This window comes from Tardiphaga sp. P4_G1, assembly GCF_056401215.1.
The window spans coordinates 182,457-194,790 of sequence record NZ_JBFUJU010000002.1; the positions used below are offsets into that span (position 1 = coordinate 182,457).

The 12,334-nt window shown below is 55.3% G+C and carries 12 protein-coding genes; 8 read left to right on the forward strand and 4 right to left on the reverse strand.

The features are described 5' to 3' along the window. Positions 1 to 55: 55 nt before the first annotated feature. The 3 genes from AC1DUY_RS04985 to AC1DUY_RS04995 are packed head-to-tail and all read left to right on the forward strand — an operon-like array spanning position 56 to position 2,497. Complete coding sequence (locus AC1DUY_RS04985; protein ID WP_478112693.1) at positions 56 to 907, forward strand: fumarylacetoacetate hydrolase family protein; 852 nt, start codon at positions 56 to 58, stop codon at positions 905 to 907. After that, positions 904 to 1,326, forward strand: a complete 423-nt coding sequence (locus tag AC1DUY_RS04990; protein ID WP_478112695.1) for an acyl-CoA thioesterase — start codon at positions 904 to 906, stop codon at positions 1,324 to 1,326. Before AC1DUY_RS04985 ends, AC1DUY_RS04990 begins: the two co-directional genes overlap by 4 nt. A 4-nt stretch (positions 1,327 to 1,330) precedes the next feature. Continuing rightward, on the forward strand, positions 1,331 to 2,497 hold the full coding sequence (locus AC1DUY_RS04995) for an FAD-dependent monooxygenase (RefSeq protein ID WP_478112697.1): 1,167 nt from the start codon (positions 1,331 to 1,333) through the stop codon (positions 2,495 to 2,497). A 301-nt stretch (positions 2,498 to 2,798) separates the two neighbouring features. Here AC1DUY_RS04995 and AC1DUY_RS05000 read toward each other — a convergent pair whose 3' ends face one another. Beyond that, a complete protein-coding gene (locus tag AC1DUY_RS05000; protein WP_478112699.1) occupies positions 2,799 to 3,788 on the reverse strand; it encodes a LysR family transcriptional regulator in 990 nt (329 codons plus the stop codon). Positions 3,789 to 3,940: 152 nt separating this feature from the next. Here AC1DUY_RS05000 and AC1DUY_RS05005 point away from each other — a divergent pair, with 152 nt between their 5' ends. The 5 genes from AC1DUY_RS05005 (at position 3,941) to AC1DUY_RS05025 (ending at position 9,254) form a co-directional block, all read left to right on the forward strand. After that, positions 3,941 to 5,335 (forward strand): MFS transporter, encoded by a 1,395-nt coding sequence (locus AC1DUY_RS05005; RefSeq protein WP_478112701.1) that lies wholly within the window; start codon positions 3,941 to 3,943, stop codon positions 5,333 to 5,335. 59 nt (positions 5,336 to 5,394) lie between these two features. Beyond that, on the forward strand, positions 5,395 to 6,006 hold the full coding sequence (locus AC1DUY_RS05010; protein ID WP_478112703.1) for a nuclear transport factor 2 family protein: 612 nt from the start codon (positions 5,395 to 5,397) through the stop codon (positions 6,004 to 6,006). 132 nt (positions 6,007 to 6,138) lie between these two features. After that, the gene (purU, locus tag AC1DUY_RS05015) at positions 6,139 to 7,041 is read left to right on the forward strand and encodes a formyltetrahydrofolate deformylase (RefSeq protein WP_478112705.1); all 903 of its coding nucleotides are present in this window, start codon (positions 6,139 to 6,141) and stop codon (positions 7,039 to 7,041) included. 26 nt (positions 7,042 to 7,067) lie between these two features. Then, positions 7,068 to 8,348 (forward strand): glycine cleavage T C-terminal barrel domain-containing protein, encoded by a 1,281-nt coding sequence (locus AC1DUY_RS05020; protein WP_478112707.1) that lies wholly within the window; start codon positions 7,068 to 7,070, stop codon positions 8,346 to 8,348. A 9-nt stretch (positions 8,349 to 8,357) separates the two neighbouring features. Then, a complete protein-coding gene (locus tag AC1DUY_RS05025) occupies positions 8,358 to 9,254 on the forward strand; it encodes a bifunctional 5,10-methylenetetrahydrofolate dehydrogenase/5,10-methenyltetrahydrofolate cyclohydrolase (protein ID WP_478112709.1) in 897 nt (298 codons plus the stop codon). Here the strand turns inward: AC1DUY_RS05025 and AC1DUY_RS05030 are convergent. The 3 genes from AC1DUY_RS05030 to AC1DUY_RS05040 all read right to left on the reverse strand — a co-directional run bounded on the left by AC1DUY_RS05030 (position 9,235) and on the right by AC1DUY_RS05040 (position 12,203). Continuing rightward, complete coding sequence (locus AC1DUY_RS05030; protein WP_478112711.1) at positions 9,235 to 10,038, reverse strand: tripartite tricarboxylate transporter substrate-binding protein; 804 nt, start codon at positions 10,036 to 10,038, stop codon at positions 9,235 to 9,237. The two genes, AC1DUY_RS05025 and AC1DUY_RS05030, sit on opposite strands and share 20 nt — an antisense overlap. 233 nt (positions 10,039 to 10,271) lie before the next feature. Then, positions 10,272 to 11,234: a Bug family tripartite tricarboxylate transporter substrate binding protein gene (locus tag AC1DUY_RS05035; RefSeq protein ID WP_478112713.1), complete on the reverse strand. Its 963-nt coding sequence runs from the start codon at positions 11,232 to 11,234 to the stop codon at positions 10,272 to 10,274. Between the two features lie 126 nt (positions 11,235 to 11,360). Beyond that, a complete protein-coding gene (locus tag AC1DUY_RS05040; RefSeq protein WP_478112715.1) occupies positions 11,361 to 12,203 on the reverse strand; it encodes a dioxygenase family protein in 843 nt (280 codons plus the stop codon). Positions 12,204 to 12,334: the final 131 nt, after the last annotated feature.

The window sequence follows — 12,334 nt, forward strand, 5'->3', positions numbered from 1 at the left end:
ATACTGCATATGCAATAAATGCAAATGCAGTAATTAGAAGCGAGGGAGAGACGCCATGAACATCTGCAGGTTCGATTTCAACCGTGTGGGGATCGTCGAAGGCGACGTGGTTCGGGACATCACCGATAAACTGGACTTGAACCCGTCGTGGCCTCTTCCGCCGGGAGACTGGGCCATCTCGCAGTTGGCGTCGGCGCAGCGCAGCGATCTGCTCTCTGGCACGATGACATTGCCGTTGGCGGGGGTTAGGCTGGACAGCCCAATCGCCAATCCAGGAAAGATCATTGGCGCGCCCATAAACTACAAAGCTCATATCGACGAAGCGAATGCCGATCGCGAGATCAATCAGGGCAAAACGTATACGTCGCTCGACGAATACGGATTGTTTCTCAAGGCCGGCAGTTCGCTGATCGGGCCGTCGCAGGCGATCCGTCCGCGTTTTTCCGATCGGCGTACCGACCACGAGGTCGAGCTTGCGATCGTCATCGGCAAGGCCGGTAGTCGCATCTCGCGAGACAACGCCTTCGACCATATTTACGGCTACACGGTCGGCCTCGACATCACAGTACGCGGCAAGGAGTTTCCGGGTTTCCGCAAGTCGCCGGATACATACAGCGTACTCGGCCCGTGGATCGTGACGGCAGACGAAGTGCCAAATCCGGATGCGCTCGATCTCTCGCTCAGCGTGAATGGCCAAATAAGGCAGAAGTCCAACACGCGTATGATGATCTTCGATGTCGCACGCCTTATCGAATATGCGTCGAACTTCTATACGCTGCATCCCGGCGACGTGATCATGACCGGCACGCCGGAAGGCGTGGGGCCGATCGTGCCCGGTGATGTCCTCGATGTCGACATCGAACGCATCGGCAAACTGACGATCAATATCGGAGAGGTATCGGATTGAGCCCGTATTCCTACGCCCGGCGTTTGCACTGGAGCGAATGCGATCCTGGAGGGATCGTATTCTTTCCGAACTACGCAAAATGGGCGGTCGATGGCCTAAACGAAATGTTTCATGCGGCCGGATACGCGCCCAACGGCACGACCGCTGACGGCAAGACGGAGGGACTACCTTGCGTCGAGTTCGGCATGCGTTTTTTCGATGCACCGAAACTTCATGTGTTGATTACCCATGAGATTGCGGTCATGCGGATCGGCACAACATCGTTTACGGTCCGCCATCGCTTTCTCGGAGAAGATTGCATTTATGCGGAACTGACGGACACGCGGGTATGGGCATCTCACGAAGGACAAAGCCTGCGCAAATGCCCCCTGCCGCAGTCTGTCATTGAGCTGTTAAAAGCTCGAACGGTCCAGGAGTAAGGAATTGTCCAAGTCATCCTTGAAAATCAGAATTCTAGGCGCCGGTCCGGCCGGTCTGTACGCTGGTTATCGTCTCAAAAGACTGCTTCCTTCTTCCGACATCATGATTGTCGAACAGAATCCGCAGGACGTCACCTTCGGCTTTGGCGTGGTCCTGTCGGCTCAAGGGCTGCAGTTTCTGTCGGGTGACGATCCTGATCTCGTTCACGCTATCTCCAGCGGGCTTGAAGCATGGGACGACATCGAGGTACGGATTGGTGGCCAGCGTGTGCGCATTGACGGTATTGGTTTCACGGCGATTGCCCGCCTCGAATTGTTGCGCATTCTTCACGCCAAGACCCAGGAGGTCGGCCTGAAAACAATCTACGACAAATCGCTTCGGGACATCTCCGAGTTCAGCGATGCGGATCTCATTATCGCTGCAGATGGCGCCAACTCCTTGGTACGAAGGACGCATGAACAAGAGTTCGGCACAAAGGTCGAGAATTTAACAAACTGGTTTGCCTGGTTTGGCGCGGCGCGACCCTACGACGCACTCACGCAAACGTTCCTCGCGACGAACAATGGCCCGTTCAATGCTCACCACTACCGCTATTGCAAGACCCATAGCACATTCTTGGTAGAGACGACCGCCGACAACTATCAAAGACTTGGCCTGCAGAAAATGACGGAAGAGGAGTCACGCGTTTTCTGTCAAGGCATATTCGACGAGACGTTGGAAGGCGCAGAGCTACTGACGAACCGATCGATCTGGCGCCAATTCCCGAAAATCACCAACGAACGCTGGTCGCACCAAAACATGGTGCTCGTGGGAGATGCTTTGCGGACCGCGCATTATTCCATCGGCTCCGGGACCCGTCTGGCGCTGGAAGATGTCCAAGCACTCGTCGGCGCAATTCAAGATACGGATGCGGATATCCCGAGTGCGCTTCAGGTGTACGAAGAGCGCCGCAAGCCTATCGTGGCTAAACTCTTAACGGCCGCGGCGCGCAGTGCAAATTGGTACGAAAGCTTCGACGAGAAGATGAAGCTTGCGCCGCTGGAATTCGCTCACGAATATATAAGCCGGTCCGGCCGGGTCGATCCGGATAAACTCGCTTCCACATGCCCAAACTTCGTTAATAGCTACTTGAGCTGGAAGAATGTGACGAAGGCAATACCGAGCTCGTGACTTGTTGAAGATCGTATCTAATTAACTCGTTCAACTGCAGCCTTGGTCACTCATGCTGAAGGGTGCCCTTCGTAGCAAGGCATCTTGCGCATATTGCTGCGAACAGCGGCAAGTTTACTTCCTATTTATGCAAGAACTTGAACCTGATTCTTGCGCCACGGGATGCGAGGGCCGTCCATGCCGCGTGCAAGCAGTGACTCATTGACTGGCTGTCAATCAACGAGCCGCCTTGACAGCCCCTTCGAATGGCATTCGACCACGAATTCGCTTGAAACATCAACCCAAACCTATTTACGCACCTTCAGTCATTGATCGGAATGCGGCTGTTAGATTTAGACATGCCATGCCTTGTATTGGCGTACCCTGCGGTTGTTGCAAGCACTGGATCTCGATCTCGCAACTCCTCCACCACCATACCGCGCAGCCAACGCACAGCGGGGTCGTTGAACGTGCGTTTATGCCAATGCAGGTTGAGCTCGATAAGAGGAATCTGCATCGGAGGTGGGAACAGCTTCAATCCGATATTGGCGTACCAGACTCCGAGGGAATAAGGGACTGTCGCGATCATGTCGCTTTGAGCGATCAATTGAGGAACACTCATAAAGTGCGGCAGCTTAAGCAGTACGCGCCGCTGGATTCTCAATTCGCGAATTCGCCGTTCGAATATCTCCTGGCTGCGACCTTGCTGACTGACGACGAGATGGTCTGCAGCAAGAAACTGGCCCAGAGAGAGTGAGTCCAAGATTGTGGGATGAGTGTCTCTGACAATGCACGTGAAGGGGTGATCGAACAGTTTTTCTGTTACGATATTCGGTCCATCGAGATCGGGGAAGTACCCTATAGCCAGGTCAATCTCTCCCGTCTCTAACAAGTGCTCCATTTCGCCATGAGCGCAAGCAACGCAATTGATGTTCGCGTGCGGCGCCTCCAATTGTAATCGACGGAGAATTGGCGGCAGAAAGATCATCACGCCGATATCAGTCGTAGTGACTGTAAAAATACGGTCGGTGCTGCTGGGCACAAAAAGCGGCTTCTGAAGGATTCCTTCATTGATAATCGCGAGAGCCGACGAAACGGACTCGATGATAGAGTCTGCGAAAGGTGTCGGCCTCATTCCGCGACCCGTAGAGAAAAATAGCTGGTCCCCGAAAAATTCACGCAACTTGCGCAACCCGGCGCTCGCAGCCGGCTGACTAAACTGTAATCGGCGCGCGACCGCCGAGAGGTTCTGTTCCCGATAGAGTCCATCCAGAAGCAGAAGCAGGTTGAGATCGAGGCGTCTGATATCCATGGATCTGATAACTCATATAAGCAAACCGCAGGTTTTCAATATCAGTTCACGCCACTAGAAAACAAGCAACACGGTGAAGCAACGCCGGAGGAAGAGGCCGAAGCTGTCGCTACGTGGCTGGTCTCCACTATTTGCTGCGTCGCAGCAAAGCAATGGAATTGAACATTGCTTCAGTTGGTCAAGGGGGAAAAATGAATAAAGAAAGTTCGGGCCTTTCGGCCGCGACAATTGATATCGCTGCTCTAGTCGATGGCGGCAGCTGGAATGCCAGTCGAAAGCAAGTACTTTTCTTCTGCTCCCTGGCTCTAATCTTCGATGGTTTGGACAACCAGATTCTTGGCTTTGCGATCCCGTCGCTGATCGCCGAGTGGAAGGTCCTGCGGAGCGATTTTGCGCCGGCGCTCGCTTTAGGATTCGTCGGCATGGCGGTGGGAAGCCCGATCGGCGGAATGGTGGGCGATCGCTTCGGCCGTAAGCTGGCCCTAATCGCTTCCGTCACGTTATTCGCACTTGCTACGATGGCGATCGCATTTGCCTCCTCCGTTAACGAGATCGTGCTCTGCCGCTTTATCGCGGGGCTGGGACTGGGAGGAGCCGTTCCCGCCGCGATGGCTCTGACGGCAGAATACACGCCGATGAACCGCCGAAGCGTGTCGGTAATTATCGGCATCGCCTGCATTCCCATAGGTGGCATGATCGGAGGCTTAGTCGCGGCGCAGATATTACCGAGCTACGGATGGCGCGCCCTGTTCTTTGTGAGCGGGTTGGTTCCGTTATTCCTGGCGACCGCCTTGGTTCTATTACTGCCTGAATCGCCGCAATACCTGCTTCGCCAAGGCGCCGGGCCGAAAAGAATGGCCAGGTCAATACGAATGCTCGGTGAGAGCATTCCGGCAGATTGCGTCCTAGTCGACACTCGCAGGGCGGCACCTGGGTCAAGCCTGCTGGGCAGATTGTTTGATATCGGAATTCGCCGGAGCACGTTCGCCCTTTGGGCGGCTTTCTTCTTCTGTCAACTTCCTGTCTTTATGATGTATGGGTGGGCACCGACGCTCCTCACCACCAGCGGCATCGATGTGCAAGGCGCCAGCTTCGGGCTCGCGCTATTCAATTTTGGAGGCACCGCGGGCTGCTTCGCCGCAGCTTGGGCAATCTCCAGGCTTGGCACTCGGACAGGCATCCTCGGCGTCACCGGCGCCTCGATTGTTGGTACGATCGCTTTGGCGAATATCCAGATCGCACCAACAAATCAGCCGATATTACTCTTTCTGCTTTGCATTCAAGGCTTCTTCCTCCTCGGTGCTCAAGGTTCGTTGTACGCACTGGCGACGCACGTCTATCCGTCCTCAATTCGTTCGACGGGCGTTGGCGTCGCTGCAAGCTTTGGCCGTGCCGGCGCGATCGCGAGTGCATTTGCAGGGTCGCTGGCGATCGGAGTTGGTGGAAGCATTTTCTTCGTCTCTATCGCGGTGAGCCTGCTGATCGCTCTCGTTGCGGTGGCGTCCGTAAATCTGCACGCGCCACCGGTGAACGCAAATCGGCCGTAGTCCGCCCGGCAACAATCCTCGACAATAGAGAATTCATCATACAAATTAGAGGTTACAAAATGGCATTTTCGCAGGACTTGTTGGACCGTCTCGAGGTGCGCGACCTCATTGAAAACTGGGTTATCTGGCGGGATGCGGGTGATTGGGAGCGATTCCGTACCGTCTGGCATGACGATGGCGTAATGCACGCCACTTGGTTCCAAGGCAACGCCGATGAGTTCATTCGCGTAAGCAAGCAAGGTTTCGAGAAAGGGGTGAACATCCTCCATTTTCTCGGCGGAACGTCTGTTGATCTCGCCAAGGATCGCGCCGTCGCGCAGACGAAGATGACAATCTCCCAGAGAGGCCCGGTCGATAGCGTCCTTTGCGACGTGGTTTGCACTGGTCGGTTTTATGACTTCCTGGAGCGACGGAACGGCCGCTGGGGTCTCGTCGTTCGCCAGCCCATTTATGAGAAAGACAAGCTAACGCCTGTAGACCCGGGCGCTCTGCTCAAGCTCGATGACAAGATTCTCCAGGAATATCCGACCGGGTATCGCCACCTGGCCTATCTCCAACATCGCATCGGTTACAAGGTGAAGCGAGATATGCCGGGGCTTATCGGTGATGAAGTGCAAGACTTGTATCGGCGCGGTACGAGCTGGTTGGCGGGCAATTCATCAACACCGTAGCACGCGTTAACCGAGATCGATTGAAGAAATAGATTTGGTGGCGGAGCAAGCACAACCACGCTCTGTTCCACAATCTCTTCGATCCACCTCCTCCGGAATCATCTGTCCATCGACGACCCCGTGGTCCTTTTGATGGCCACCGTCTCGGGTCACCGTCAATTTATGGAATCACAAGCCGTGAATGCTTCTCCATATATCCTAACCATATCGTGTCGCGATGTTCCCGGCATAGTCGCGGAGATCTCGCGCTGCCTATATGAAAACGGCGGCAACATCATCGAAGCCGCTCAGGTCGATGAAGTGATAAGTCAGCACTTCTTCATGCGCGTCGGCGTGACCCTGTCGGAGGATGGCGCAAGGACAGCGCGCGCCGGCCTCGGAACCATCGAGCGCAAGTTTCAAATGGTATGGAAGCTGAGACCTCAAGCGGAGCGCAAGCGCGTCCTTCTGTTCGTTTCAAAATTTGATCACTGTCTGGGCGATCTTCTCTACCGTCATCGGCTCGGCGAACTTCACATGGATGTCATCGGTATCGTTTCAAATCACCCGCAGTCCGTTCTTACGATTAGCCTCGTCGGCGACATTCCTTTCCATCACCTTCCGATCACGAGCGATACGAAGGCGGAGCAGGAAGCAAAGATAAAGACGCTCGTCGCGGACACGAAGGCTGACCTCGTCGTGCTTGCTCGATATATGCAGATATTGTCGGACGATTTATCGCGTCACCTGCAGGGACGCTGCATCAATATCCATCACAGCTTTCTTCCCGGCTTCAAGGGAGCGCGGCCCTATCACCAGGCTCACGCGCGTGGCGTGAAGCTAATCGGCGCAACGGCACACTTCGTAACGGGCGATCTGGATGAAGGTCCGATCATCGAACAGGATGTTGAGCGCGTGAGCCATCGGGATACGCCGGAAGATCTCGTCCGCAAGGGACGGGATATCGAGCGACGCGTTCTCTCGCGCGCCGTTCGCCTCTTCCTCGAGGATCGCGTGATCATCAACGGCGAACGTACAATCGTTTTCGCCGACTGACCAAAGACAACATCAGGAGAACGACAATGCTGAAGCCAGCCGACATGCGCAAGACTCCAGAAGGCTATTTCACTTCGCGCTGGGGTCTTCCCGAATATACTGATTGGATCGATGAAAGCATGTCATGGAAAGAGACTTGCGCGATCGGCGACTGGTCATTTCTCTGGGAGCGACGTTTTAAAGGGCCGGATGCCCTAAAGCTGTTTTCGGATACTTCGGTGAACAGCTTTCAGAAATTCGACGTCAAGCAGTCGAAGCACGTCGTGCACACCAATAAGCAGGGAAAGGTCATCGCGGAGGGCATTCTGACCCGCCTCTCCGAGGACGAATTTATGCTGTTCGGACGAGGCACCTTCTGGGTGGACTATGTCCGCCGTCACGGTAACTACAACGTCACCTCTGCCGCTGATGACTGGTTCAACTTTCAGGTCCAAGGGCCGACCTCGCTCGCCTTGCTGGAAAAAGTGGCGAACACGTCGCTGCGCGATGTGAAATTCATGCATTCCGGTGAAATCGAAATCGCGGGCTGCAAGATGCTTGCCTTAAGGCAAGGAATGTCAGGCGAAATCGGGTTCGAGTTGCAGGGGCCAATGACCCAGGCAACCGCGGTGTATGATGCCATTGTATCCGCCGGTCAAGAATTTGGACTCCGGCGCATTGGCGGCCGCGCAATTTTCGTCAATCACCTTGAGGCATGCTTCCCGACCATCGTGACAGACTATATGCCTGCGATCTTTGACGAGGATATGGAGCAGTATCAGCAGGAATTCAGGTCCGCTATGCCGGGCTATGCGGCGACGTTCAATGTTGCCGGAAGCTTCCAGTCGAACGATCTCCGCGACTGGTATCGCAGCCCGGTCGAACTTGGTTGGAGCAAGGTCATCAACTTCAATCACGACTTCATCGGACGTGAAGCGCTGGAAAAAGAAGTTGCCAATCCACGCCGTGCAATGCGCACACTCGTGTGGAATGGCGATGACGTAGCTGATGTCCATGCCTCACTCTTCCAAAAGGAGCAGGAGCCCTATCAGTTCATGGAAATGCCCCGTGATCAACGCGGATTCATGTATGCGGACCGCGTCATCAGTGGTGACAAGGACGTTGGCGTAACCACCTCACGCGGATACAGCTATTATTTCCGCGAGATGCTGTCGCTGTGCACCATAGACGTGGATCACGCCGAGATCGGCACGGAAGTCGAGGTTATTTGGGGTGAGCCGGGCCGGCGTCAGAAACGCATTCGTGCGAAGGTCGCGGCGGCGCCCTACAAGAAGGACAATCGACGCGTCGATCTCTCTAAGGTTTGATCGTCGATCATGACAGCACATATCATTAACGGAAGGGCTATCGCAGCCGCCGTCCGGAACGAAGTTGCAAAGGGCGTTGCAGCCCTCCGTGCCGGCGGAGCTGACGCGCCGGAACTGGCTGTTGTGATCGTTGGTGACGATCCCGCCAGTCACGTCTATATTTCAAATAAGGTGCGACAGACCGAAGCGGTCGGCATGCGATCGCGTAAGTTCGTTCTTGATCGCGATACCGCGGAGCAAAAACTGATTGGGTTAATCGATGAACTGAATAACGATATCGCCGTCAACGGCATTCTGGTTCAGTTTCCTTTGCCGACGCATATCGACACCGCGCGAGTGGTCAGTACAATATGTCCAGACAAGGACGTGGACGGCTTTAATCCGCTTAACGTCGGGCGGACGGCAGCCGGAATGGCCGGCGCTCTCATTCCCTGCACCCCACTCGGGGTTATGCGTCTGATTAAGTCTGTCCGGAATGACCTCGCTGGTCTGGGCGCGCTTGTCGTAGGTGCGTCAAATGTTGTCGGTCGCCCGATGGCTCGGTTGCTTTTACAGGAGCTCTGCACGGTTTCTATTGCACATATTCACACGACAGACCTCGAGAAGCGGTGCAGAGAGGCGGATATCTTGGTTGTGGCAACCGGCGTACCCGGCCTCATCCGTGGTAGCTTTATCAAACCAGGCGCGATCGTCATCGACGTCGGTATCACGCGAATTAGGACAGATGCGGGGACGGAAAAGATCGTCGGCGACGTTGCGTTCGACGAAGCAGTGGAGATTGCCGGCGCCATCACACCTGTTCCCGGCGGAGTGGGTCCGATGACAGTTGCGTGTTTGCTCGTGAACACCCTTAGCACTGCACGTATTGCGGCCGCAAACCGACTAATCAAATCAACGGGTGCTTAAACGCGCCTCTATTGGCTATAAGGTGATCGAGAAAGCCGAAAGTGCGGAAGATAAGAAAAGCGAAGCATCTTCGATGCGTGCGGTCGCGCCTACTCGACGCGCTGTATGCCCGCTTTGTCGATGACGTCGTTCCAGCGCTTGCTTTCCGATGCGACGAATGATGCCATCGCTTCCGGAGATGAACCTTCGGCATGGATTCCGAGTAAGCCCAGTTTCGACCGGAATTCCGGATTGACGATCGCTTTGGCGATAGCAGCGTTGAGCTTGCCACGATATCCGGCGGCGTGCGTGCCAGCGCCGCCAGCCCGACCCGGGACTTCACTTCGGAGCCGGAAAGTTCGGCGGCAATGGGCTGAACTTGCGGAAGCGTCGGCCAGGGCTGCGCACTGGAAATCCACAGTCCCGTTAGGGTTCCTGCATTAACCGCCTGGCCTGTCACCGTAATGGTGTCGACAATGAGATCGATCTGCCCGCCGATGAGATCGGTGAGAGGCTGCATGCCGCCGCGGTAAGGCACATGCATGAACTTGATCCCCGCGAACTGCGCGAGCAATTCTCCCGTCAGATGTTGGGTGGACCCAAAACCGACCGAACTAAACGGTGGCCTCGTCGAAGAGGAGGATGAGCGGGTTGTTGACAAGCGCCCTAGCTGGCAATCTTTTTCCGCTGCCCGCTCGAGAGACGCCTTCCCTCCCCCACGATCAGCGTTGTACCGTCGGGCAAGGCTACGATGAGCTCGTGGCCCCTGCCAATTTGGCGCTACCGTGGCGCGTTCCATGGACATGTCTCGATACTGTCAGATCGATATTGTCTCAAATGGTGCGATTGAAGAGGCTGTTTTTCTGACGAACTGCCCAGATCTGGCGGCGTCGTAGCGTCGGCGAAAGTTGTCCGAATCGCAGAGCAGCAACTTCGGATCGAACATCAGCGCACGGCCTATTGCGACCACCTGCTATTGGCCGCCTGACAGGGACCTCGCAAGCGTCATCTTGCGCTCTCTACCCTCAGGTCTTCTCATCAATTGGCTAACTTAATTCCTCTCTCTTTGATGATAGCGCCAAAACGCTCAGAGTCCCTCTCCGACTTCACACCGAAATCGGCGGGGCTCATCGGAGCGGGAATACTTCCGAAAGTCACGATCTTTTCACTCAGTAAAGGCGTCGCGAGCACGCGATTAATCTCGCCGTTTAGCTTCTCGATCACCGCGGGAGGCGTGCGGGCAGGTGCATAGAACCCGAATGAAGCATCTGCATCGAACCCCTTCAAGCCAAGCTCATCGAGCGTTGGTACGTCGGGCAGCTGGGGTGACCGCCTGGGACTACCGATAGCCAGGATCCGCAGCGCACCGGACTTCGCATGTTCGATCGCAATACCAGGATCGAACAGGAAATCTATCTGCCCCCCGAGTAGATCGTTTAGAGCGGGGGCCGCTCCGCGATAGGGTATGTGCACGATCTCCGTTCCGGTCATGCGCCCCATCATTTCCGAAGCGAGGTGGGGCGAACTGCCGATGCCAGGCGACCCGTAACTTCTCTTTCCTGGGTTGAGTCGCAGATCCGCGATGAATGCCCCGAAATCTTTCGCTTGGTTGTTTGAACGCACAACGAGATAGAAGGGCACGCGGGCGACGGAGGCGACTGGGGCGAGGTCCTTCGTCGGACTGAAGGACATATTGGAATAGATGTGCGGATTGATCGCGACCATCCCGCCCGAAGACATGAGCAAAGTATGGCCGTCCGGCGTGGCCCTTGCGACCGCGTCTCCACCGATATTTCCGCCAGCCCCTACCCTGTTCTCTATGACGATCGACTGGCGGAATGTGTCTTGAAGCGGCTGGCCGATCAGGCGTGCCAGTTGGTCGGCGGCACCGCCGGCCGGAAAATTGACGATGATCTTGATAGGCTGCGTTGGCCAAGTCTGCGCCTTTGATTGCGATAACAACGCCGCGACGATCGAAAATGCTAGAAAATAAGTCCGCATCGATATTCTCCCCCGTGTTTGACTGCGTCGTTTTCCGATCTGCAGCTGCTTATGCGCATCGAAAACATCGCCACTCCTGTTTTATTAGCTCAATGCTTCGTACAGGATGTGGTCATCGACTTGCCTTCATCGCGCCGGCGTAAGCACGAAATTAAACGGCGAACGCCAGATCGTGCTGCCATCATTGACGCGTTCGAATGGCGCGACCAGCGTTTGTTTGACGCCGAACACCGTGTCGGACGTGATGTACGGATCGTCACCGACAAAGGTGTGCGTGACAATTTTTTGATAGCCTGGTGCGGTGATGATGTAGTGCATATGAGCAGGCCGATAGGGATGACGTCCCAAGCTGTCCAACATTTGCCCTACTGGGCCGTCGTTTGGGATCGGGTACGAAACCGGCTTAATGCCGACAAAACTGTATTTGCCATCCGCGCCGGTTATAAAGATACCGCGATTGTTCCATTGCGGCTGAATATTGGGCTGCTGCACATCATAGAAACCATCTGCGTTATCTGACCACACGTCAATCCGCGCACCATAGATCGGCTCGCCGTTCGCACTAATCACGCGGCCTTCAAACAGGCAGGCTTCACCCTTACCATCAAGCGTGATCTTGTCGCCCATTTTGCGTTCTGGAGCGCCAACCACGTGGAAAGGACCAAGTACCGTGTTTTCCGTGGCGCCAATCGGGCGGCGATTGTTGATTGCATCCACCAGCATGGACAGTCCAAGCGTGTCGCTCAGAAGGATAAACTCCTGACGTTCTACGCTACAGATATGGCCAGTCTTAGTCAGGAAATCGACAGCGATCTCCCATTCGTCCGTCGTCAGGTGAATCTCCTTGGCGAAACTGTGTAGGTGATGGACCAGCGATGCCATCACCTCCGCCAGACGTGCATTGATGTGCTTGCCCATGCGGGCATTCACGGTTTCGACAGAACGTTCCTCGGTAAAAAAACCGGTCATTGCTGGAGTCCTTTCTTGACTGGTCGAGTACTAACTTTGTCATTTTCGAGAATGACTTTTCGCCGACCAACAGGTGGCAAAGCGGGAAACGTCTGGCATGACCGAACTCAATTGTCAGCGCGCGGAAGCAA

Bases quoted from the DNA above. Each gene is read 5' to 3' on its own strand.
- AC1DUY_RS04985 (WP_478112693.1), top strand. From the start codon at position 56: ATGAACATCTGCAGGTTCGATTTCAACCGTGTGGGGATCGTCGAAGGC.
- AC1DUY_RS05000 (WP_478112699.1), bottom strand. From the start codon at position 3,788: ATGGATATCAGACGCCTCGATCTCAACCTGCTTCTGCTTCTGGATGGA.
- AC1DUY_RS05005 (WP_478112701.1), top strand. From the start codon at position 3,941: ATGGAATTGAACATTGCTTCAGTTGGTCAAGGGGGAAAAATGAATAAA.
- AC1DUY_RS05010 (WP_478112703.1), top strand. From the start codon at position 5,395: ATGGCATTTTCGCAGGACTTGTTGGACCGTCTCGAGGTGCGCGACCTC.
- purU (WP_478112705.1), top strand. From the start codon at position 6,139: ATGGCCACCGTCTCGGGTCACCGTCAATTTATGGAATCACAAGCCGTG.
- AC1DUY_RS05020 (WP_478112707.1), top strand. From the start codon at position 7,068: ATGCTGAAGCCAGCCGACATGCGCAAGACTCCAGAAGGCTATTTCACT.
- AC1DUY_RS05025 (WP_478112709.1), top strand. From the start codon at position 8,358: ATGACAGCACATATCATTAACGGAAGGGCTATCGCAGCCGCCGTCCGG.
- AC1DUY_RS05030 (WP_478112711.1), bottom strand. From the start codon at position 10,038: ATGTCCATGGAACGCGCCACGGTAGCGCCAAATTGGCAGGGGCCACGA.
- AC1DUY_RS05035 (WP_478112713.1), bottom strand. From the start codon at position 11,234: ATGCGGACTTATTTTCTAGCATTTTCGATCGTCGCGGCGTTGTTATCG.
- AC1DUY_RS05040 (WP_478112715.1), bottom strand. From the start codon at position 12,203: ATGACCGGTTTTTTTACCGAGGAACGTTCTGTCGAAACCGTGAATGCC.